The sequence below is a fragment of the Eudoraea chungangensis genome (assembly GCF_029360665.1).
Taxonomy (GTDB): domain Bacteria; phylum Bacteroidota; class Bacteroidia; order Flavobacteriales; family Flavobacteriaceae; genus Eudoraea; species Eudoraea chungangensis.
Genome location: NZ_JARDUB010000006.1, coordinates 382,801 through 402,169, shown reverse-complemented (window position 1 = coordinate 402,169; position 19,369 = coordinate 382,801). Strand labels below are relative to the sequence as shown.

Genomic DNA, 19,369 nt, shown 5'->3' with positions numbered 1-19,369 from the left:
CTATTTATGGTTTTTTTGTTTTTTTTCGGTAGATTTTACCCATTTGGAAAATAGCTCGTTAACCTCCATTTTTTTTAAGTCTTCATCAGCGAAAAAAGGACTTAGTTTATCGTGCGAGTAGTTGTAAATTTTCCAACGGCGAAAAGTATATTCCAAGGCAGTTAAATTGGTTATCCAATCTCCCGAGTTTAAATAAGTGCATTTACCCTTTTTTGTTTCTAAGATTTCCTTCTTTGGACGATGCGTGTGCCCACAGATTACAAATGAATAACCCTTGTCAATGGCAAAAAGGGTAAGACCTCTTTCGAACTTATCAATTATATTGGAATTAAAGTTGCTAAACTCTTTATTTAAACCTTCTAAGCCTTTGCTAAACTTATCTTTAATGCGATTCACAAGTCGCTTTAACTGCATTCCCAAACTTCCTAAACCGAAAAGCCATTTGTTTAAGGTATTAAAAGGGTTTAATGTATCCCCGTGGACAAACCAGGCCTTTTTCCCATCAATATCGAGGACTACCTCTCTCTTGAAATTAAAACTGTTTAGGTTGAGGTGTTTATGTTTTGTACCTAAATCATCTTTCTCTCCACTGATATAGATTATCTCTGTTCCATTGGAGGCCATATCTATGAGTTTCTTAATAATTCCGATTTCTATAGCTGAGAAATTGCGTTTGGAACCAGAGGTATTATAGATAAAGTCGCCATTTAGGATTAGACGTTTAGGTCTTATACTGCTCAAATATGCTTTAAGTTCATTGGAATGGCATAGGTCATGACCTAGATTAACATCTGAAATTACAACAATGTCTAATGCTCTTTTTCTCAAGGGGCTGTTTTTCTATAGCCAACAAAATTAGACCTAATGGTATAATTATTCTTTAAATAATAGTGATATCTAGATATTTAAATTGTTAACTTTTATATCAAATTTTAAGTATATGTTACGCCAAGATTAAGTGGAGTTGCGTTTTGGATTCCCATTATATAAAATCTATCTTTGAAATCTTTATTGGAGAAAGCACTCGTTTTGAATTTATACTAATATATATTAGAATGGCAGGTAATATTTTTGGAGATGTTTTTAGGCTCACAACTTTTGGAGAATCTCATGGAGTTGCAATCGGCGGTGTTATAGATGGTTGTCCTGCTGGAATTGATTTAAAACTTGAAGACATACAAGGCGAATTAGACAGGCGTAGACCAGGACAGTCAGCCATTGTAACCCAACGTAAAGAGCCAGATACGGTTACATTTTATTCTGGAATATTTGAGGGTAAGACTACTGGTACGCCCATAGGTTTTGCCATTTACAATACCAATCAGAAGTCGAAAGACTATTCCCATATTAAAGATTCTTACAGACCTTCTCATGCAGACTATGTCTATGAAAAGAAATACGGGCTAAGAGATTATAGAGGTGGGGGTAGAAGTTCTGCAAGAGAAACAGCTAGTAGAGTTGTTGCTGGTGCAATTGCTAAACAGTTTTTAAAGAATATTTCCATTAACGCCTACGTATCACAGGTTGGGAGTTTAAGGATGGATATTCCTTACCAAGAATTGGATTTGTCGCTAACAGAGTCAAACCCCGTTAGGTGCCCAGACGCTCAGATGGCAAAAAAAATGGAGGCGTACATAAAAGAGGTAAAAAAGGAAGGCGACACTGTAGGAGGAATAATAAGTTGCGTTATTAAAGGGGTTCCTATTGGTTTAGGAGAACCAGTATTTGATAAGCTTCACGCACAATTAGGGAAAGCTATGCTGTCTATCAACGCTGTAAAGGGATTTGAATACGGTAGTGGTTTCCAGGGTGTCACCATGCGGGGTAGTGCACACAATGATCAATTTAAGGAAGACGGAACTACTTCAACTAATTTTAGCGGAGGCATTCAAGGCGGCATCAGCAATGGAATGGACATTTACTTCAATGTGGCTTTTAAGCCAGTCGCCACTATCATCCAAGCCTACGAAACACTCAGTAAAGACGGGGGTATGGTTAAGACTAAAGGAAAAGGCAGGCATGATCCCTGTGTAGTCCCCAGAGCAGTGCCTATTGTAGAAGCGATGGCGGCATTAGTTCTGGCAGATTTTATACTTATAAATCAGAAATCGAAAATATAGGACCGTTGCTAGCGGTTCTAATATCAAAATAGTATCTTTCTAGCGAAAATTTTAGTACATGAGGAAATTAGAATTGCACTGGCAAATCCTTATAGGAATGCTATGTGGCTTGCTTTTTGGTTTTGTAATGACGTATCCGGAGTGGGGCAGGGGTTTTGTTCAAGATTGGATAAATCCTTTTGGGACTATTTTTGTGAAACTCCTAAAACTAATAGCCATTCCGCTTATTTTGGCTTCCTTGGTAAAAGGAATATCTGATTTAAAAGATATATCGAGATTTCGCAATATTGGCCTCAGAACAATTGGTATATATATTGTAACTACTGTAATCGCTATTACTATCGGACTGGTATTGGTTAATACTTTACAGCCCGGAGAAGGTATTTCGGAAGATACTATTTCAAGATTGACAGAAACATATGCCTCGGATAGCGGAGTTACCTCTAAAATTGAGGAAGCCTCCAAACAGAAAGAAAGGGGACCTTTACAGTTTTTGGAAGATATGGTTCCCGACAACGCATTTAATGCTTTAGGAAACAATAGCTTAATGCTCCAGGTTATCTTTTTTACAATTTTCTTAGGAATCTCCATGTTGCTCATAGGAGAGAAGAGAGCAAAACCTTTGAAGGACTTTTTCGATGCGCTAAATGATGTAGTCTTAAAAATGGTAGATTTAATTATGCTAACTGCACCTTATGCAGTTTTTGCTCTTTTAGCAAATGTTGTTGTATCCTCTGGCGATCCGGATTTACTTGTAGCCCTCTTGAAATACGCAGGGGTAGTGGTTGTTGGGCTGTTTTTTATGATAGTATTCTATGCCTTGGTTGTCGCTGTTTATACAAAGAAAAATCCGTTTTGGTTTCTAAAGGAGATAAGTCCGGCACAACTCCTTGCTTTTTCAACAAGTTCCAGTGCGGCTACACTTCCCGTCACAATGGAAAGGGTAGAGGAGCATATAGGTGTAGACAAAGAGGTTTCCAGTTTTGTATTGCCTGTTGGGGCTACAATTAATATGGACGGGACTAGTCTTTATCAGGGCGTGGCAGCAGTTTTTATAGCACAGGCGCTAGACTTTGATCTTAGCTTAGCCGGACAATTGACGATTGTTTTAACCGCCCTGTTGGCCTCCATAGGCTCTGCCGCCGTTCCTGGTGCCGGAATGGTTATGTTGGTTATTGTTTTAGAGTCTATTGGTTTTCCTGCCGACAAACTGGCAATTGGCCTAGCCTTGATATTTGCTGTAGACAGACCCTTGGATATGTGCAGGACTATTATTAATGTTACTGGTGATGCTACGGTTTCCATGGTTGTCGCGAAGTCTGTTGGTAAATTAGGAGAGCCCCATGTGGAAGAATGGGACGATTTTTATGATGAGATTAAAAAACCAAAAAAATAGAAAAATGAATATTTGCTTTCTAATGTATCCTTGGGAAGAAATAGACCCAGAAAACGATACTAGTCTTACCCTAATCCATGAATGTGTTAAAAGAAATCATGGCGTGGCACTATGCACCCCGGCTAACCTTACCATAAGAAATAGTGTGACCAATGCTTTTTGTACGGTCGTCGGGAGAATGGCAAAAGTTCCAGGGAATCTAAAAAGTTTCTATAAACAGGCAAAAATTAGAGAGGAGATGCTACCTCTGGCGGGATTCGACGTAATCTTTATGAGAGCTAATCCACCCTTAGACCCCTTAATGCTAAACTTTTTAGATTCGGTCAAGGATGATGTATTTATAGTTAATTCACTGCAAGGCCTTAGAGAAGCCAATAATAAATTATATACGGCTGCTTTTGGGGATAGTCACAGCAACATAATTCCAGCTACACATGTTTCTAAAAATAAAAACTATTTAGTAAGACAAATTAAGGAGTCTAAAGCGGATAAAATGATTCTTAAACCACTGAATGGTTTTGGTGGCTCAGGGGTTATTTTGATTGAAAAATCCGCTATGTCTAATATTAAGTCTCTGTTAGATTTCTATGTGACCAATTCAGACGGTACTTCTAACTACGTGATTCTTCAGGAGTATATTGAAGGGGCAGACCAGGGAGATATCCGAATTTTAATTTTAAATGGGGAACCAATAGGTGCAATGAGAAGGATTCCCGGATCTGACGACCATAGATCTAACGTTTCTGCAGGAGGTTCTGTAGCAAAACATAGTCTTACGAAACAAGAAAAGGCGCTTTGCAAACAAATTGGCCCGAAGTTGGTTAAGGATGGTTTGTTTTTTGTTGGGATTGATGTAATTGGCGGTAAATTGGTGGAAGTTAATGTAATGTCGCCAGGCGGAATAACCTATATGAACAAGGTTTATAAAACCAAAATCCAATCTAAGGTAATCGACTTTATTGAAAGCAAGGTAATGGATAAATTAAAAGCCTTTGACAGAAGGTCGAGGTTACGCAATGAGGTTGAAAATGCTTAGACTTAGCGTAGCACAAATAATTTCTAATATTAGCGATAAAATACCCTTTGAAGCGGTTTCAGAAGACTATTCCTTTTATTTAAAAATTGAAAGCTATACTTCTTATGTTTGTGCAGCTGTACATGATGGGCATCAGTTTAGAAAATCGTTATGGGATAACTGTCTGCATAGTGAATACGACAGATGGTATGAAGAAGATCCCTGTACCAAAGAAATGGTAAAATCACACCCTATAGTTATCGCTGGTGCAGATTCTAGATTCGAATACGACCTTAACCGCCCGCCAGAAGCTGCTATTTATTCGGACGCTTGGGGTAAACAACTTTGGAAAACACCTCTTTCTGAACAAGAGCACAGCCGTAGTTTGTCTAAACACTATAGTTTCTATGAGGTTGTAGATGCATTGCTGTTTCAATTGGAAAAGTTACATTCAAGAGTTATAGTTTTTGATATGCATAGCTATAATTGGAAAAGATGGGATAGAGAAGTGCCTACCTGGAACCTGGGAACAACCAATTTAGACCAGAAACGATTTGGGAATATCATAGAGTCCTGGCAAAAAAAGTTAGGAGGAATTCAATTACCTCACCAGATAAAATCGGACTGTTTACTAAACGACACCTTTCAGGGTAATGGTTATTTTTTAAAGCACATAACTGCTGCATTTCAAAATACTTTGGTCCTCGCAACGGAAATTTCTAAGATTTACTGCGATGAATACACGGGTATTCTTTTCCCTGAAGTGGTAAGAAGGGTAGAATTAGAATTAAAAGAATTAATACCTTTGCAGGCTAAAGAATTTCAGGTTTCTGATTTATGATCACGGAAAAGTCGCTGACTAGTTTACAACAAGCATATCCTAACCTCTTGGAAATAGACGCTAACTTGGACCGTCTAATTCGCAGAATTGAGTTGTTGAGTTATGTAAATCCACTAAATATTGAAAAGGAGAAAAATCATTTTTTTGCCTCTAAATATAGCTATGAGCCTCATTTTAAATACCCAAAGCTAAAGTTCGATCCATATAAACTGCATCGCCTCTTCTATTCTCAGCGACTAGAACGAATTTCAGACCCAGCGTTAAGGAACTTGTATACCGAGATTATTTATTACTACGCCAATATGGTGCAGTGTATAAAAACTATAGGGAATGGAAAGGAGTTTTACTACAATTCCCTTCGGATATATGGTACACCAACAGAGAAGGATGTGCAAAATGCTAAGTTTATTCTTCATTTCGAAGATGAGCCAGCAACTGCAGAAATGGAAAAAGTATTTTCACCAGAAGATGCAAAAAGGTATTTTGAAGATTTTGCCAAGTCTTATGACTTTCCTTTTCACATTAAATATGCAACACATATCTCTGCCGATGCCATGGTTAGCAATGCTACAAAAACCCTCCTGATAAAGAGAAATGCAAAGTTTAGTCAGAACCAACTCCTTACGCTGGCAAATCACGAGATTGGCGTACATTTAGTAACCACATTTAATGGATTACTACAGCCTCTAAAAATATTTTCTAATGGTTTTCCGAAGAATGTGGAAACCCAGGAAGGTTTGGCTGTTTTTAGTGAATACATGAGTGGGGCTTTAACTTTAAAAAGACTCAAAGAATTGTCTTATAGAGTGTTAGCTTCCGATAGTTTAATTAAAGGTTACAGCTTCTGCGATACCTTTGATCTTATCCACAATCAATATAAACTAAACAAACATGAGGCCTTTGGAATTACACTGCGGGCTCATCGTGGCGGAGGTTTTACAAAAGATCGTTTGTATCTAAGTGGATTGAAGAAAATTTATAAAAGGTACCAAAAAGGAGAATCCCTAGATACTCTCTTAAGTGGCAAAGTATCACTAAATTATTTGGACGATATAGCTTATATGAAGCGTTTAGGTTTGGCGAATGAAATAAGCTTTAATAACCACGCTTACGCCAAAAAGACACTAGATAATGATAAGTTAGATTTTATTCTAAACAATCTAAAATAGTTAGTCCATAAACTTGGACTGCAGTTCTGGTGTCGGAATCATACAAGCCTCTTTTTTTCCAAACCACTGGTATCTGTTTCTTGCTATAATATCATATATGGCGTCCCTTAGGGATGCCGGCAACCATTCGAATATTGCTAAAATTTGGTAGAAGCCGCCAAAGGACTTTCCGATTTTTAGTGCCGCTGTTGACTTGGAATAATATGCGAGATTGGGCTCGTAAAGTATAATGGAGTCTATTTTAGTAAGATCTATATTACGCGACTTAATAAACTCTTCTCCGGCAATTCCTTGCAATGGAGCAAATAGAAATTTATTTTTTTTGTCTCTTTTAATTATGAATAGAACCGCATCATTGCATAGATTACACACTCCGTCGAAAAAAATTACCGCCTTATCTTCTGGAATTTTCATTTGGTAAAAATACTGCGAATTCTAATATATTGAATGGTTTTCGTTTCTTAAGAAGAATTACTTTTTCTTTTCTACCAATTCTAATTGATCAACCCCAATATTCGTGGTAAAGATGCCATAATTCACCACGGCTTTGTTTTTTTCTATTTTATCTATTACTCCAACGGCTTTTCCGTCTGGCATGCGCACTCGATCACCAATTTTTAGTACCGCTTTAGGTTTTTGTATCTCTTTTTGCCTGGTTCTTTTGTTTTCAATGGCTTTCTTCTTTTTTATAATTTTAACCTCCTTCTGTACTTCCTGTGCAGTTTGGGCTTTCTTTTGCCTAGCTTTCTTGGCTTCTGCAGCAGATTTTTTCTTCCGTTTGCTATTTTCTGTTTCTACGATTCGAAGTAATTCAGAAACCAATACTCGCTTTTTCTTATCCTGAAAGTATTTTTCAGAAGCTGTATTAACCTTATTACCAAGAAGAATCATACGCCGGTCATGTGCATAGAGTTCTTGGTAATTCTCTAGCTTGGATTTTATCTTGGCATTCAACTTTTCTAATCGCACTGCCTCTTCTCTGGCTTTTGACTCTTCTTCTTCCAGTCTATTCCCGGTTTGAGCCATTTTAGAGCGTTCTTTTTGCATTTTGGCAATAGTAGCATCAAAACGCAATTTACCTCTTGCAACTTTCTTTTTGGCTTTGTTTATGAGATTATATGGGATGCCATTTTTTTGTGCTACCTCAAATGTAAAAGAACTCCCTGGTTGGCCTAGTTCTAATGTGTAAATGGGTTCCAGGGTTTTGGAATTAAAAAGCATGTTAGCATTGGTTGCATGTGGTAATTCGTCTGCCAACGCCTTAAGGTTGGCGTAATGTGTGGTAATTACCCCATAGGCTCCGCGATCATAAAAAACTTCTAAAAAAGCTTCTGCCAATGCCCCTCCTAATTCTGGATCACTTCCTGTTCCAAATTCATCGATAAGGAACATAGTTTCCTCGTTACATTTTTTAAGAAAACTTCGCATATTCTTTAAGCGGTAACTATAAGTACTCAAATGGTTTTCAATAGATTGATTATCACCTATATCGGTAAGAATGTTCTGAAAAAGACAAACCGAACTTCTCTCATGAACGGGAATAAGTATACCGCTTTGCAGCATTAACTGTAATAGTCCAATAGTTTTTAGCGTAATACTTTTTCCTCCGGCATTGGGGCCAGAAATAACAATGATACGTCTGTTTTGATCTAACTCTATGGTCTGCGCATAAGTCTTAACATTACTTCGCTTATTGCTTAACCATAACAAAGGGTGATAGGCATTGCGTAAATATAACTTTCCATCTTGATTGATTTTCGGTAGAAGAGCGTTTATGTCTTTCGCATATTTTGCTTTAGCCGCTGTAATATCTATTTGAGCGAGATAATCTTGGTAGTTTATTAGCAAATCTCGATAGGGCCTAATTGAAAGGGTTAATTGATTTAGAATGCGCTGAATTTCCTCTTTCTCATCAAAAAGCAGATTGTTTAATTCTCTGCTAAAATTAAGCGTCGTTTCTGGTTCTATATAGCTGATACTACCTGTCTTTGAGACTCCCATAACCGAACCTTTAACCTTTTTTCGATACATGGATTTTACCGCCAATACCCTTCTGTTATCTACTACGCTTTCCTTTATGTCGTCAAGAAATTCTGATGCCTGGTATTTATACAGCGCCTGGTTAAAACTCTGACTGATTTTTGCTCGGACTATATTCATTTCTTTTCGAAGGACGTGTAGCTGCTCAGAGGCATCATCCCTTATTTCTCCAAACTTGTCTACCACCGCATTAATCTGTTCTAAAATATGGGCTTCATAAACTAAGGCGCTTGCGGTTTCACTTAGTAAAGGGTAGTATTCGTTAAATTTTAAAAAGAACTTTTTGTGTGTACTAACGGTAAGACAAACAGTTGAAATACGCCTAAAACTTTCCACTTCAAGAGTTGTGTTTTCTATATTGAGGTATTTTATTTCTTTTGTAATACTTTCAAAACCATGGTTGGGAATGCGATTGTCGTTTTCGAAAGACGCCAGATATTCCGAAGTAACCCCCAGACTAAAGTGAATTTTCTTTTCCAATAGAAAAGGCAACAAGGCCAAAGCTCTTTTTTTTCCAAGTTCTGTGTTACAACGACTGGAAATTTCTTGTAAAACCAATGGAAATTCTAAATCTTCTAGTGTCTTATGTTCAATCAACTGTTTCATAAAATTATACGGCTGTCAAAGGTATGGAATAGGCTGCACACTCAAAAAAAGGGTTTTGAAAATTCTAACAAATAGGGCAATTAAAGAAGTAAGCTTACAAGCGATTGTGAAAATTAAACTCAATTAAAGTAGTTTTGATCTCTATATGATAGTATTCTAGATGAGAGTAAATATTCAAAAAAGCTGGAAAAACCAGCTAAAAGGGGAGTTTGAAAAACCATATTTCCAAGAGTTAGCTAACTTTGTTAGAGAAGAGTATAAAAACAATACGTGCTATCCTGAAGAAAAAAATATTTTCGCCGCTTTTAATCATTGTCCATTCAACGCAGTTAAGGTAGTAATTTTAGGGCAAGACCCTTATCACGGTCCGATGCAGGCTAAAGGGATGAGCTTTTCCGTAGGTCCCGAGCTGGATCATCCCCCTTCCTTAAAGAATATTTTTAAAGAACTTGAAAAAGATGTAGGCAAGCCTTATCCGCAAAGTGGTGATTTAACTTCGTGGGCCAAACAAGGGGTGCTGCTATTAAATGCTACACTCACAGTGCGCGAAAAACAGCCAGGAAGTCATCAAAATAAAGGATGGGAGAAGTTTACAGATGAAGTAATAAAAACAGTTTCAAATAATAAGGAGGGCATTATTTTTCTTTTATGGGGAGGTTATGCAAAGAAAAAAGGTCGTTTAATAGATCGTAAAACACACTATATCTTAGAAAGTGGACATCCATCACCTTTAAGCGCGAATAGGGGCTATTGGTTCGGCAACAAGCACTTTAGTAAAACCAATAAATTGTTGCTAGAATTAGAGAGAAGCCCTATACGTTGGTAAAAAGTAATTCTGGTCTGAGCTTGTGCGAAATTAAATTTAGTTCTTCTAAAGTATCCTGAACCTCCATAAGGGTTGCTGTTTGCGTAAGATCCTGACTCCATTCCGTTATTTGTAACCAACTTCGAATATCTAAAAGATCTTGCTTATATCTATTTGCAAGAGTCATGTCAATTCCAGGGATAGATTTAAATTCTCTGGTAAAAGAATTAATACACTTTAAAACAGCCTTTATTTCATCAAGCTTATTAATCAAAGCATTTTCCGATGCAGCAATAACAAAACACGGCCAAGGAGTGGGGCAATTACCAAGAAACCTGAAAATTCCACTATCTACCAAGGGCTTGGTTGTAAACTGTTCCCATAAGAAATAATCAGATTCATTTGAAGTTATACTTTTAATGGCACCATCTAGTGTGTTTATAATGTTAAAGTTAATGTTGTTTATATCCCAAGCTTGTTTTTTGGCATTTACAAAAGACATTAAATGACTTCCACTTCCTATTCTACTAATTGCCGAAACCTTGCCATCAAGGTCTTTGAGTTTGTAATAGGGACTTTTTGCGCCCACATGTATACCCCAAAGCAATGGAGTGGCTATATAGTTTTGTATTATTTTAGATGGGTTTCCTTCCACGATACTACGAACAATTCCTTCGGTAAGAATAATAGCTAGATCTGCCTCGTTTTCTCCCAGCATTTTACTCATTTTTCCTGTACCTTCAGGGATATCTGTCCATTCAAGAACTATACCCTCCTCATGAAACAATCCCTTTTCTATGGCCAGGTGCCATGGTAGGTTAAAATGCTCTGGAACTCCAATTATTCGTAAAGTTTTCAATAGCTGCCGATTTTATCTAGGGTATACTCTATTAGATTCTCTATAGCTCTGGCTGGATTTTCAGAAAACTCTTCCGTGGTTCTATTGGCCAAAATAACATTTAAAGAAGCCGCACTATGCCCCAACAGTTTTGCTAGACCGAAAATAGCAGAAGTCTCCATTTCTAAGTTTGTAATTTGTTTGCCCTGATAGCTAAAGGATGATAGTTTCGAATTCAGATTGTCATCTTCCAATCTTAAACGTAATTTTCTTCCTTGCGGACCATAAAAACCAACATTTGTAGCTGTAAAGCCTAAGGTAGTAAGTTCGGAATTCAGTTTTTGTGTCAGGATGTTATCTGAATCTACCACATACGGAATAGACTTAAAAACAGACCATTTCATATGGTCAATAAAGGCCAGTTGCATTTCAGGATATTGGATGTGTTCGCTGTCGTAGTAGTGGATTACACTATCGAATCCCATGGCATACTCACTGAGTAAAAAAGAATCAATCGATATATTTGGTTGTATACTTCCTGATGTACCCAGGCGTATAATGTCTAGACTTGTCTTTTCCTCTTTTATTCTGCGCCTTTCAAAATCTATATTAACCAGAGCATCTAATTCGTTCATCACTATATCTATATTGTCTGCCCCAATACCTGTGGATAGAACGGATATTCTTTTTCCCCTAAAACTTCCTGTATGGGTAATAAATTCTCTTTTTCCTTTTTTAAATTCAATAGTCTCGAAATGTTCTGATATTAAAGGAACTCTATTTGGATCCCCAACAAGAATGACGGTCTGTGCAATGTCTTGAGGTAACAAATTAAGGTGGTATATACTATGATCAGCGTTGAGAATAAGTTCGGAAGCACCTAACTGCATACTACAGTTTTAAAATCCTGCTGGTTTCGGTATTGTAAAGGAAGTTGTATTTCAATGCACCGCCTAGATACACTTCGGAGTCTCGGATTTGGGAATAATAGTTACTTTCGCTTAAGACTATGGACTTCCCTCTTGAATTTACACGAACTGGGTTAAAAGAAGAGAAAAGAGGCTTTAAATTAGATATTACTCTCTCGTATTGGGTGTCTCCAAATCCATACAGTCCTTGGCTTCCAATAAGATTTCCGAGCAGCTCCTTTTTAGACTTGGGTTTTTCCTGTATGGCCATTTCTAAAATTCGGTTTTCCATCTCGTTCAGACCATTTTTAATAGTCGGAAATCGCTTCAGATGCGATTTGATTGCATCGGAGAGGTAGTCATACTGATAGCTGTCATAATCCATTAGATTTTCCAGTCGGATAGGGTTATCACTGCAATATAATTGCCAAACATAATCGGCATACTCAATATCATTTTGCGATAACTTTGTCTTTTTGTCGAACATTCTAAGAAGATATTCGTCGCTTAGGTCGTTAAGACCATAAAGTTTGTCTGTTTGATCTTCATTACCGCTGCAAACCAAATATATTTCAGCATAGCGTCGATGTTTTTTCAGCCAACTCAACACCGCTAGCATATTAACTTGACAAAACAAGTCGTATTCAAACCAAAGTATAATTTGGTCTTGTTGTTTATGATTACAAAGGGAACGGTATTCTTTTAGGGTCTTTTCAACAAACCAGGATTTGCTAACTTTATAATTCTTGTGAAGAAATTCGAAGCGAGTTTTCCAGAAAGATTCACTGCCAACATTTGTCTCAGTTTTTCCCTCACAAAGCATTTCCCTCCAGGTAATAATATCGCCCTTAAGTTGTAAAGATTTTAACTTTTGGGTAAAACTATCCCCGTTAGTAATATGCAGTTGGGAACTCATTTTGATTTGTTGTTTAGGTTATAACGATTAAAAGTAACATTTAATCGAAATAAACAAAAAAAAATTAACAGAAAATGCCTTTCAATTTTGATTTGGGATTAAATAAAGGAAAAGTTTGAACTATTCTCAATGTTTTTATCCTCCAACACGTTTTGTCTTAAAACCCATTTCTCTCAGGTATTGCATTATTTTGTCTCTGAAGTCTCCTTGTATTAAAATGCTACCATTTTTAATTCCTCCTCCTACACTAAATTTCTTTTTCAGATTCTTTGCCAGCTCTTTTAGCTCGCTTTCTTTTCCTTCAAAGCCTTCAATTATTGTAAGAGGTTTTCCTTTTCTCTTTTCGTACTTACAAATAATTGGATTTAATTGAAGACCTGTTGGATTTGATTCTGTAGATTTCTCAGCCTCCTGGCTTGGAACATGATCGGGAAAAAGATTCTTTAATTGGTCTTGTAAGTCCATGGCTATTTTTTTTAGGCCGGTTTTACGCTTCGATAAGCCCTAACTCAATCAGTCTTTCATTTAAATATTCTCCCGCTGTAATATCTGTAAACAATTTGGGATGACTACTGTCTATACAGTTTTCTAAACAGTTTAACTTCATGCTGCTTATTGGATGCATAAAAAAGGGTATGGAATATCTAGAACTGCCCCACAATTCTTTGGGAGGATTTACTACTCTGTGTATAGTGGACTTTAGTTTATTATTGGTTAATCTAGAGAGCATATCACCTACATTAATCATTAATTGATCTTCATTGGCGATGGCATCAAGCCACTCTCCTTTATGGTTTTTTACCTGCAAACCGCTGCCATGTGCCCCCATTAAAAGGGTAATTAAATTAATATCTCCATGTGCTGCAGCTCTTACTGCATCCTTGGGCTCCTCTTTAATAGGTGGGTAGTGAATAGGTCTTAGGATGGAATTTCCGTTTTTTATATAGGCATCAAAATAATGCTCCTCTAGGTCAAGATGCAGTGCCAAAGCACGCAAGACAAATTGGGCTGTCTTTTCAAGCATCTGAAAAGCTTCTTTGCCTACTTTATTAAAATCCGGCAGCTCCTTTACATTAACGTTTTCTGGATATTCCGCGGCCAAAATAGGATTGTCCCTGACATATTGACCAAAATGCCAAAACTCTTTTAAATCTCCTTCCTTCCTGCCCTTGGCGTGCTCCTTGCCAAAAGATGTATAGCCTCGTTGCCCGCCTATTCCTTCAATTTCATAGCTATCTTTAATCTTCTGTGGCAAATCAAAGAAGTCTTTAATCTCCTTGTATAGATCTGCTACTAATTCCTGCGATAAAAAATGACCGCCTAGGGCTACAAATCCAATTTCCTCAAAGGCATTTCCGATATTGGAAATAAACTTTTGCCTAGTATCTTCCTCCTCACTTAAGAAGTCTCTTAGGTCAACACTTGGTATATTGCTCATTTTAAATGTTTAAGATAAAACTCAAAGTTACTAAAATATTCATGGAAATAAGTAGCTCTATTGCTAACCTATATTGCATTCAAATTTGCTACTTTTATAGCCAAAGGCTAGGCTAAAAAAATACTTATGCGTTATTCGGCAGGAAACATATCAAAGGAGAAACAATTAGAGCTGTATAAGGCTATGTTGAAACCTCGAATGATAGAAGAAAAGATGTTGATTCTTTTGCGACAGGGTAAAATTTCCAAGTGGTTCAGTGGAATAGGGCAGGAAGCAATTTCTGTAGGGGTTACCATGGCTTTGGATAAGGATGAATACATCTTGCCAATGCATCGGAATTTGGGTGTTTTCACTGCTAGAGAAATACCCTTATATAGACTTTTTGCACAATGGCAGGGTAAGGAAAGTGGTTTTACCAAAGGCCGGGACCGTAGCTTCCATTTTGGAACCCAGGAATTTAATATTGTCGGGATGATCTCGCATTTAGGTCCCCAACTCGGTGTGGCAGATGGCATTGCATTGGCCGATGTATTGAAAAAACGAAAAAAAATTACTGCAGTATTCACAGGAGAAGGGGCAACTAGTGAAGGGGACTTTCATGAAGCATTAAATGTGGCAGCAGTTTGGGATTTGCCAGTGATGTTCTGCGTTGAAAATAATGGATACGGCCTCTCCACTCCAATAAATGAGCAATTTAGGTGTAAAGACATAGCGGATAAGGGCGTGGGTTACGGAATGGAATCGCATATAATTAACGGGAATAACATTTTGGAAGTGTACCAGAAAGTTACAGAATTGGCAGAGAGTATGCGAAAAAAACCCAGGCCCGTCTTGGTAGAGTTTAAGACGTTTAGGATGAGAGGACATGAGGAGGCCAGCGGCACAAAGTATGTTCCTAAAAACCTCCTTAAAGAATGGGCTGCCAAAGACCCTATTGAAAACTATGTGGCTTATTTGCACCAGGCATCGATTCTTTCCGAAAGTTTAGAAGTAGATTATAAAAAGGAAATAATCCACGAGATCGATAGTGAATTACAGATTGCCTTTGGAGAAAACCCAATGATTTTTAATGAAACTAAAGAATTAAATGATGTGTATAAAACACATGTTTATGAGGAGTTTATACCAAATAATGTAACAAAGAACATACGTTTGGTAGACGCTATTTCTGAGGCATTAAAACAATCTATGTCTACCCATGATAATCTTGTTATTATGGGGCAAGATATTGCAGATTATGGAGGTGTTTTTAAGATTACAGAAGGTTTTGTCTCTCTTTTCGGGGAATCTAGAATTAGAAATACACCAATTTGTGAATCTGCTATAGTTTCTGCTGCAATGGGACTTTCCATCAACGGAATGAAGGCAATAGTGGAAATGCAATTTGCAGATTTTGTAAGTAGCGGTTTTAATCCTATTGTAAACTACCTTGCCAAAGTCCACTATCGTTGGAATGAAAAAGCGGATGTTGTAATTAGAATGCCATGTGGCGCAGGGGTTGGGGCTGGGCCGTTTCATTCACAGACCAATGAAGCATGGTTTACAAAAATTCCGGGCCTAAAAGTTGTATATCCGGCTTTCCCGTATGATGCAAAAGGACTTCTAAATACTGCTATTAACGACCCAAACCCAGTTTTGTTTTTTGAGCATAAAGCCCTTTATAGAAGTATATATCAAGAGGTGCCAACGGCTTACTACACCTTGCCTTTTGGTAAAGCAGCCCTGCTAAAAGAAGGGAAGGACATAAGTATTATTACTTATGGAGCAGCGGTGCATTGGGCCTTAGATTATTTAGAACAAAACCCACAATTAAGTGCCGACTTGGTAGATTTAAGATCCCTATGCCCTTTGGATACAGACACAGTTTTTTCTACCGTAAAAAAGACAGGCAGGCTAATAATATTACAAGAGGATACTATGTTTGGGGGTATTGCAAGTGATATTTCTGCCTTAGTAATGGAAAACTGTTTTGAATACTTGGATGCACCTGTTAAAAGAGTAGCAAGTTTAGAGACTCCCGTGCCTTTTGCAAAGAGTTTGGAAAATGGGTTTTTACCCAAGGAAAGATTTAAAAAAGTAGTCGCAGAAATTATGGCATATTAGTAGTGAGATATTGGTGTATTAAAAGACATATTTCTTATCTTGATAGCTTAAACACATTCTAAAATTATATTGATTATGAAAAAAACCATTTACTTGGTTCTAGCTTGCATTATGGTGGCTTTGGGTGCTACTGATACGGCATATGCTCAGACCAAAATGAAGAAAAAAACTCTAAAAGGTACATGGACCTTATCGGAGATGCGTTTTGTAGGTGAAAAAGGTCTTTACAAAGCAAATTTATTCGGAATAGCCGATTCGCCATGTTTTAAAGGTGGTGAATGGATGTTTATCCCTAATAATGGAACTGGTAGATTTTCCATAAATGGAACAGAAAGATGTGAGGAAGGTACACACCGAATTCTTTGGTCTTTCTATGATAATGGAGACGGTACCGCCCAAATTGAATTTAAGTTGGTGGATGAAAAGAACAAACCAATTAGCGGTAACCTCGATGGATATAGTATGCTCGTGGAAAGCTTGTCCGCTGAACAAACTATACTGCGAGTTCAAACCGACTATGATGGACAGCCATTTGATATTGTCATGACTTTGGACAAAGTCTCTAAAGATGTAACTCTCTAAACCTAAAAAGATGAAAATTACAAGACGAATAACAAGTATATTTTTAATTGCGGCTATGATGATGGTAGTAAATACCAGTTGTAACGCCATTAAGAACTCTAATAAGACCCAAAGAGGTGCTGGCATAGGTGTTGCCGGCGGAGCTCTGGTTGGCGGCTTAATCGGTGGAAATATTGGCGGGGCCTTAATTGGTGCTGCTATTGGGGGTGTAGCTGGAGGCCTTATTGGAAATCAAATGGATAAACAAGCAAAAAAAATAGAGGAGGTGGTTCCTGGAGCAGATGTAAAAAGAGTAGGGGAAGGGATACAAATAATTTTTGATGACAAAAGTGGCGTTAACTTCGCTTTTAACAGTTCAGATTTAACGGCTGGTGCCAAGAGTAACCTGGATAAGGTAGCGGAGATATTTATTGAGTTTCCAGATACAGATTTGATGTTGGAAGGACATACGGATAGTACTGGAGATGATGGATATAATATGAGCTTGTCTAAGAAAAGAGCCGATGCCGTGGCAGCCTATCTTAAAGCGCAAGGAGTAGCTTCTAGAAGAATGTCTGTCAAAGGTTTCGGAGAAACTGCTCCGAGATTTGATAATTCCACAAAAGAAGGTCAGGCCAAAAACAGAAGGGTTGAAATTGGCGTTGCAGCCAATGAGCAAATGATAGAAGACGCAAAGGCACAGGCTAATTAAAAGTCTCTTTTAGCAATCAGTAAAACCCAACCAATACCGTTGGGTTTTTTAATTTAATTCTTGGACCGCAAATGGACCTATACGATGTTGCTATTATTGGTGGAGGCCTGGCAGGCCTATCCGCTAGTATCGATTTGGCAAGAAGAGGTCATAAGGTATTTCTTGCAGAAAAGGAGGCTTATCCCCACCATAAAGTTTGTGGGGAGTATATTTCAAATGAAATTCTGCCATATCTCCATAGTATAGGGATTAAGCTAGACCTTGCTGTGCCAATCAACAGGGTTCAAATTTCCGATTTAAAAGGTATGGTGGCAGAATCTAAGCTCCCGTTGGGAGGATTTGGATACAGCAGGTATGGACTAGACAATCTTATGTATAAGAGTGCTTTAAAGGCTAACACAGAGATATTTATTGGAGCAGCTAAAAACGTTTCTTTCCTTAAGACGCATTTTGAGATAAAACTATCAAATAAACGTATTGTAAAATCGCTGGTGGTCATTGGAGCGTATGGGAAGCGATCTAATTTAGACAAGGAATTAAAAAGAAAGTTTATCAATAAAAAGGCTCCATGGCTAGGGGTAAAATCACATTATAGCTTTCCTGATTATCCGGATGATTTGGTGGGAATACATAGCTTTGAAGGAGGTTATGGGGGATTGTCCAAAGTGGAAACTGGCAGCATAAACTTTTGTTATTTGGCCTCTTACAAAAGTTTTCAGAAATATAAGAGTATTCCAAAATACAATGCCAAAGTAGTGTCTAAAAACCCTATTTTAAAGAGTTTTTTAGAAAATGCGAAACCTGTAATGAACCAACCCTTGAGCATAGCGCAAATTTCTTTCGCTGATAAAATGGCCGTTGAGCAACATATGCTGATGTGTGGAGATACAGCCGGATTGATTCATCCCTTATGCGGGAACGGCATGGCTATGGCAATTCATTCGGCAAAAATTGCCTCAGATTTGATTGATACATTTTTAACTAACCCAGCCTATTCCAGGGTTCAATTAGAAAAAGACTATCAGCTAGAGTGGAATAGTACGTTTAGTACGCGCCTAAAGGCGGGGCAATTTTTACAATCGCTATTTGTTAAACCATATATTTCTAGCTTCGCTTTAAAAATTGTAAAAGCCTCTCCACTTTTATTAAACAGCATCATTAAACAAACACATGGCAAACCAATTCGTCTGTAATGAACCTATCCACAAGAAGTGCCATCCCGGAAATTATGGACACCCAAAAGGTAGATATAAAACTACTTGAAAATGTTTTTTTAGACATTAATAAAGCCAATGATCTTTTGGGGGGAGCGGTTATAACTATAAATGCAGTAAATAGCTTGGTTCAGGAGTATCCAAAAAAGGAATACACTATAATAGATATGGGCTGTGGCGACGGAACCATGTTGAGGAAATTGGCTCTCATCTCTAGAAAACACCAGGCCAAGTTTTCCTTTATAGGCATCGATTTGAACCAAATGGCAATAGATTTAGCCAGAGAGAAGTCTAAAGATTTCACAGAAATTCAGTTTGTGTGTCAGGATATTCTGATGCTTAAACCAGACCAGTTTACTTGCGACATCTTATTATGTACCCTTACCATGCATCATTTTGAGAATCAAGAAATTAAAACTTTTATGGCCCATTTTATTCAGTTATCCCAAATCGGGGTCATTGTCAATGATTTGCAAAGAAGTGCCTTGGCTTGCTATTTATTTAGGCTATTTAGTGGTATTTTTATAAAAACAAAAATTGCGAAACACGATGGCCTTGTCTCCATTAAAAGGGGGTTTAAGAAAAAGGACCTGATTAACTTATCTAAATCCTTTCCAAAATCGGAGCATATCATTTCATGGAAATGGGCTTTTCGATATGTTTGGATCGTAAAACAGGCCAATTAAA

Annotated in this window: 19 protein-coding genes; 11 read left to right on the top strand and 8 right to left on the bottom strand. The window is 37.5% G+C overall.

Going from position 1 to position 19,369, the window contains the following annotated elements:
* Positions 1 to 828 (bottom strand): UDP-2,3-diacylglucosamine diphosphatase, encoded by an 828-nt coding sequence (locus tag PXG98_RS14635; RefSeq protein ID WP_276392282.1) that lies wholly within the window; start codon positions 826 to 828, stop codon positions 1 to 3.
* 227 nt (positions 829 to 1,055) lie between these two features.
* Between PXG98_RS14635 and aroC the strand changes: the two genes are divergently transcribed.
* The 5 genes from aroC to PXG98_RS14610 are packed head-to-tail and all read left to right on the top strand — an operon-like array spanning position 1,056 to position 6,541.
* A complete protein-coding gene (gene aroC, locus PXG98_RS14630) occupies positions 1,056 to 2,120 on the top strand; it encodes a chorismate synthase (RefSeq protein ID WP_276392280.1) in 1,065 nt (354 codons plus the stop codon).
* A gap of 58 nt (positions 2,121 to 2,178) precedes the next feature.
* A complete protein-coding gene (locus tag PXG98_RS14625) occupies positions 2,179 to 3,516 on the top strand; it encodes a dicarboxylate/amino acid:cation symporter (protein ID WP_276392278.1) in 1,338 nt (445 codons plus the stop codon).
* A 4-nt stretch (positions 3,517 to 3,520) separates the two neighbouring features.
* Positions 3,521 to 4,552 carry a glutathione synthase gene (gene gshB, locus PXG98_RS14620; RefSeq protein WP_276392276.1) on the top strand — a complete coding sequence of 344 codons (1,032 nt, stop codon included), beginning with the start codon at positions 3,521 to 3,523 and terminating at the stop codon, positions 4,550 to 4,552.
* Positions 4,545 to 5,372: an N-formylglutamate amidohydrolase gene (locus tag PXG98_RS14615; protein ID WP_276392273.1), complete on the top strand. Its 828-nt coding sequence runs from the start codon at positions 4,545 to 4,547 to the stop codon at positions 5,370 to 5,372. The genes gshB and PXG98_RS14615 overlap by 8 nt, the downstream gene beginning before the upstream one ends.
* The gene (locus tag PXG98_RS14610; protein ID WP_276392270.1) at positions 5,369 to 6,541 is read left to right on the top strand and encodes a peptidase MATCAP family protein; all 1,173 of its coding nucleotides are present in this window, start codon (positions 5,369 to 5,371) and stop codon (positions 6,539 to 6,541) included. Before PXG98_RS14615 ends, PXG98_RS14610 begins: the two co-directional genes overlap by 4 nt.
* On the opposite strand, the gene PXG98_RS14605 is transcribed toward PXG98_RS14610, so the two are convergent.
* Together PXG98_RS14605 and PXG98_RS14600 are read right to left on the bottom strand one after the other, a co-directional pair.
* Positions 6,542 to 6,955, bottom strand: coding sequence for a thiol-disulfide oxidoreductase DCC family protein (locus PXG98_RS14605; RefSeq protein ID WP_276392267.1), 414 nt, complete (start codon positions 6,953 to 6,955; stop codon positions 6,542 to 6,544).
* A gap of 57 nt (positions 6,956 to 7,012) precedes the next feature.
* Positions 7,013 to 9,187: an endonuclease MutS2 gene (locus tag PXG98_RS14600; RefSeq protein WP_276392265.1), complete on the bottom strand. Its 2,175-nt coding sequence runs from the start codon at positions 9,185 to 9,187 to the stop codon at positions 7,013 to 7,015.
* Between the two features lie 160 nt (positions 9,188 to 9,347).
* On the opposite strand from PXG98_RS14600, the gene PXG98_RS14595 reads away from it, so the two are divergent.
* Positions 9,348 to 10,013 carry a uracil-DNA glycosylase gene (locus tag PXG98_RS14595; RefSeq protein ID WP_276392263.1) on the top strand — a complete coding sequence of 222 codons (666 nt, stop codon included), beginning with the start codon at positions 9,348 to 9,350 and terminating at the stop codon, positions 10,011 to 10,013.
* On the opposite strand, the gene PXG98_RS14590 is transcribed toward PXG98_RS14595, so the two are convergent.
* The 5 genes from PXG98_RS14590 to PXG98_RS14570 all read right to left on the bottom strand — a co-directional run bounded on the left by PXG98_RS14590 (position 10,000) and on the right by PXG98_RS14570 (position 14,092).
* On the bottom strand, positions 10,000 to 10,851 hold the full coding sequence (locus tag PXG98_RS14590) for a substrate-binding domain-containing protein (RefSeq protein ID WP_276392260.1): 852 nt from the start codon (positions 10,849 to 10,851) through the stop codon (positions 10,000 to 10,002). The two genes, PXG98_RS14595 and PXG98_RS14590, sit on opposite strands and share 14 nt — an antisense overlap.
* On the bottom strand, positions 10,848 to 11,720 hold the full coding sequence (locus tag PXG98_RS14585; protein WP_276392257.1) for a nucleoside phosphorylase: 873 nt from the start codon (positions 11,718 to 11,720) through the stop codon (positions 10,848 to 10,850). The genes PXG98_RS14590 and PXG98_RS14585 overlap by 4 nt, the downstream gene beginning before the upstream one ends.
* 1 nt (position 11,721) lies before the next feature.
* On the bottom strand, positions 11,722 to 12,654 hold the full coding sequence (locus tag PXG98_RS14580) for a DUF1835 domain-containing protein (protein ID WP_276392254.1): 933 nt from the start codon (positions 12,652 to 12,654) through the stop codon (positions 11,722 to 11,724).
* Between the two features lie 135 nt (positions 12,655 to 12,789).
* Entirely contained in the window at positions 12,790 to 13,119 is a 330-nt protein-coding gene (locus PXG98_RS14575) for a translation initiation factor (protein ID WP_276392252.1), read from the bottom strand.
* A gap of 22 nt (positions 13,120 to 13,141) precedes the next feature.
* Positions 13,142 to 14,092 carry an isopenicillin N synthase family dioxygenase gene (locus tag PXG98_RS14570; RefSeq protein WP_276392251.1) on the bottom strand — a complete coding sequence of 317 codons (951 nt, stop codon included), beginning with the start codon at positions 14,090 to 14,092 and terminating at the stop codon, positions 13,142 to 13,144.
* A 126-nt stretch (positions 14,093 to 14,218) separates the two neighbouring features.
* Between PXG98_RS14570 and PXG98_RS14565 the strand changes: the two genes are divergently transcribed.
* The 5 genes from PXG98_RS14565 to PXG98_RS14545 all read left to right on the top strand — a co-directional run bounded on the left by PXG98_RS14565 (position 14,219) and on the right by PXG98_RS14545 (position 19,368).
* Positions 14,219 to 16,195, top strand: coding sequence for an alpha-ketoacid dehydrogenase subunit alpha/beta (locus PXG98_RS14565; protein WP_276392249.1), 1,977 nt, complete (start codon positions 14,219 to 14,221; stop codon positions 16,193 to 16,195).
* Between the two features lie 75 nt (positions 16,196 to 16,270).
* Positions 16,271 to 16,777 (top strand): hypothetical protein, encoded by a 507-nt coding sequence (locus PXG98_RS14560; RefSeq protein ID WP_276392247.1) that lies wholly within the window; start codon positions 16,271 to 16,273, stop codon positions 16,775 to 16,777.
* A 10-nt stretch (positions 16,778 to 16,787) separates the two neighbouring features.
* A complete protein-coding gene (locus PXG98_RS14555; protein ID WP_276392245.1) occupies positions 16,788 to 17,468 on the top strand; it encodes a YiaD family glycine zipper/OmpA-like lipoprotein in 681 nt (226 codons plus the stop codon).
* Between the two features lie 71 nt (positions 17,469 to 17,539).
* On the top strand, positions 17,540 to 18,661 hold the full coding sequence (locus PXG98_RS14550) for an NAD(P)/FAD-dependent oxidoreductase (protein WP_276392242.1): 1,122 nt from the start codon (positions 17,540 to 17,542) through the stop codon (positions 18,659 to 18,661).
* Positions 18,661 to 19,368 carry a methyltransferase domain-containing protein gene (locus PXG98_RS14545; RefSeq protein WP_276392240.1) on the top strand — a complete coding sequence of 236 codons (708 nt, stop codon included), beginning with the start codon at positions 18,661 to 18,663 and terminating at the stop codon, positions 19,366 to 19,368. Before PXG98_RS14550 ends, PXG98_RS14545 begins: the two co-directional genes overlap by 1 nt.
* The last annotated feature ends 1 nt before the right edge of the window (position 19,369 follow it).

Excerpts from the sequence above, each read along its gene's own strand:
- PXG98_RS14575 (WP_276392252.1), bottom strand. The coding sequence starts at position 13,119 with ATGGACTTACAAGACCAATTAAAGAATCTTTTTCCCGATCATGTTCCA.
- PXG98_RS14565 (WP_276392249.1), top strand. The coding sequence starts at position 14,219 with ATGCGTTATTCGGCAGGAAACATATCAAAGGAGAAACAATTAGAGCTG.
- PXG98_RS14605 (WP_276392267.1), bottom strand. The coding sequence starts at position 6,955 with ATGAAAATTCCAGAAGATAAGGCGGTAATTTTTTTCGACGGAGTGTGT.
- PXG98_RS14600 (WP_276392265.1), bottom strand. The coding sequence starts at position 9,187 with ATGAAACAGTTGATTGAACATAAGACACTAGAAGATTTAGAATTTCCA.
- PXG98_RS14570 (WP_276392251.1), bottom strand. The coding sequence starts at position 14,092 with ATGAGCAATATACCAAGTGTTGACCTAAGAGACTTCTTAAGTGAGGAG.
- PXG98_RS14615 (WP_276392273.1), top strand. The coding sequence starts at position 4,545 with ATGCTTAGACTTAGCGTAGCACAAATAATTTCTAATATTAGCGATAAA.
- aroC (WP_276392280.1), top strand. The coding sequence starts at position 1,056 with ATGGCAGGTAATATTTTTGGAGATGTTTTTAGGCTCACAACTTTTGGA.
- PXG98_RS14625 (WP_276392278.1), top strand. The coding sequence starts at position 2,179 with ATGAGGAAATTAGAATTGCACTGGCAAATCCTTATAGGAATGCTATGT.
- PXG98_RS14580 (WP_276392254.1), bottom strand. The coding sequence starts at position 12,654 with ATGAGTTCCCAACTGCATATTACTAACGGGGATAGTTTTACCCAAAAG.
- PXG98_RS14550 (WP_276392242.1), top strand. The coding sequence starts at position 17,540 with ATGGACCTATACGATGTTGCTATTATTGGTGGAGGCCTGGCAGGCCTA.
- PXG98_RS14595 (WP_276392263.1), top strand. The coding sequence starts at position 9,348 with ATGAGAGTAAATATTCAAAAAAGCTGGAAAAACCAGCTAAAAGGGGAG.
- PXG98_RS14555 (WP_276392245.1), top strand. The coding sequence starts at position 16,788 with ATGAAAATTACAAGACGAATAACAAGTATATTTTTAATTGCGGCTATG.
- PXG98_RS14560 (WP_276392247.1), top strand. The coding sequence starts at position 16,271 with ATGAAAAAAACCATTTACTTGGTTCTAGCTTGCATTATGGTGGCTTTG.
- gshB (WP_276392276.1), top strand. The coding sequence starts at position 3,521 with ATGAATATTTGCTTTCTAATGTATCCTTGGGAAGAAATAGACCCAGAA.
- PXG98_RS14610 (WP_276392270.1), top strand. The coding sequence starts at position 5,369 with ATGATCACGGAAAAGTCGCTGACTAGTTTACAACAAGCATATCCTAAC.
- PXG98_RS14585 (WP_276392257.1), bottom strand. The coding sequence starts at position 11,720 with ATGCAGTTAGGTGCTTCCGAACTTATTCTCAACGCTGATCATAGTATA.
- PXG98_RS14545 (WP_276392240.1), top strand. The coding sequence starts at position 18,661 with ATGAACCTATCCACAAGAAGTGCCATCCCGGAAATTATGGACACCCAA.